At 37.1% G+C, this 1,664-nt stretch carries 2 protein-coding genes and 1 pseudogene; 1 reads left to right on the forward strand and 2 read right to left on the reverse strand.

What is annotated here, in order from left to right:
* The coding region (locus FTT94_RS16515; protein WP_218956028.1) for a hypothetical protein at nucleotides 1-242 on the reverse strand (242 nt) is incomplete at its 3' end.
* Between FTT94_RS16515 and FTT94_RS16395 the strand changes: the two genes are divergently transcribed.
* A complete protein-coding gene (locus tag FTT94_RS16395) occupies nucleotides 241-1,434 on the forward strand; it encodes an MFS transporter (RefSeq protein WP_180049905.1) in 1,194 nt (397 codons plus the stop codon). The genes FTT94_RS16515 and FTT94_RS16395 overlap by 2 nt on opposite strands.
* 113 nt (nucleotides 1,435-1,547) lie before the next feature.
* On the opposite strand, the pseudogene FTT94_RS16400 reads toward FTT94_RS16395, so the two are convergent.
* Nucleotides 1,548-1,664 (reverse strand): annotated as a pseudogene (locus tag FTT94_RS16400) (transposase); the annotation flags it as partial.

Consider the following 1,664-nt stretch of genomic DNA (forward strand, 5'->3'; position numbering starts at 1 on the left):
CCGAACTCAGAAGTGAAACCTCTTAGCGCTGATGGTAGTGTGGGGTTACCCATGTGAGAGTAAGTCATCGCCAGCTCATTATTCGAAACACCCCCTGATATCTCAGGGGGTGTTTTTTTATGCGTGAGGAAAAGAAAAAGAAGTAATGAGAAAAAAAGAAAGAATTCATCATTCATTTCATGTGATTTATAAATTAAAGACTGAAAGGCGTATACTATCCGTGTCATTGATGGAAAGCTCATGTCTGATTTAGCCTCAAATTCTCCTTATATTGAATATGGCACACGGCCATTTCTTGCCATTTTATTTTCTTTATTTTTAGCAGGCTTCGCAATTTTTTCATCGTTGTATTGTGTACAACCGATGATGCCCATCTTTGCGAATTTCTTTCATGTCAGTCCGACACATAGCAGCTTTCCTTTATCTTTTTCTACCATTGCCTTAGCGATTGGGCTGCTATTCACTGGTTTGATTTCAGATCGATTCGGTCGTAAGCCTGTGATGGTCACCGCTTTATTTTTGGCAGCGTCACTTTCAATCATTAGTTCTATATTTCCACTTTGGAAAATATTTTTATTGAATCGCGTGCTGATCGGATTAAGTGTTAGCGGTGTTGCTGCAGTTGCAATGACTTATATAGGTGAAGAAATTGAGCAAAAAGATATAGGCTTTGCAATGGGCCTGTATATATCGGGTACTGCGATTGGAGGAATGGGTGGTCGTCTCATTGCTGGGGTATTGATTGATTATATTAGTTGGCAAAATGCCATGATGATTATCGGCATCATTAACCTATGTATAGCCACAGCATTCTTTTTATTACTTCCAGCATCTCAACATTTTCAAGCTTATCCCATTCGTTTCAACCGATTTTATGAATCTTTCGTTAAAAATTTAGCAGATCCAAAGCTGAGAATTTTATTCCTTCAAGGCTTTATCCTCATGGGATGTTTTGTCTCTATATTTAACTATATGAGCTACCACCTATTAGAAGAACCTTATCAACTTTCTCAAACATGGATTGGACTAATCTCCATAGCATATTTGGCAGGAATATATAGTTCACCTCGGGCTGCAAGTTGGGGGAAACGCTTTGGCCGGGTAAAAGTTTTACCTTCGATGCTGCTCATGATGTTGTTCGGGCTGTTGATCATGCTCATTCCGGCATTTTGGTCAGTCATTTTGGGGCTGATTGTATTCACTTTTGCTTTTTTTGCAGCGCATTCCACGGCAAGTAGTTGGGTATCAGTTCAATCCCTGCAATACCGTGCCGTAGGTTCATCTTTATATTTATTTTGCTATTACTTAGGTTCTAGTATTTTGGGTAGTAGTAGTGGTTTGGTTTGGGAAATTTCTGGTTGGATTGGGTTGACGAGCTTTATTGCTGTTATCTTGATGATTGGTTTATTTTTAGCAATACAATTGAATAAATAAAGATAGAAATATGTGAATAAGTTATTATTAAATATTCGTTTTACATCTATTTTTAATATAAATAACGCTATAAAAATGGCTAAGTTTACTATTTTTATGATTATAAGCTGTCATTAAAAAGTAAACATGTATTCTTTTCCGAATTGGTTTGATACTCTCTCCACCCATTGCTCTATTTTATCAGCTGTCATGACTTGAAAGTCTCGCCAATAATATTTCATCTGCTTCCA

It is taken from the genome of Acinetobacter sp. YH12027 (assembly GCF_013420085.1).
Taxonomy (GTDB): Bacteria; Pseudomonadota; Gammaproteobacteria; order Pseudomonadales; family Moraxellaceae; genus Acinetobacter; species Acinetobacter amyesii.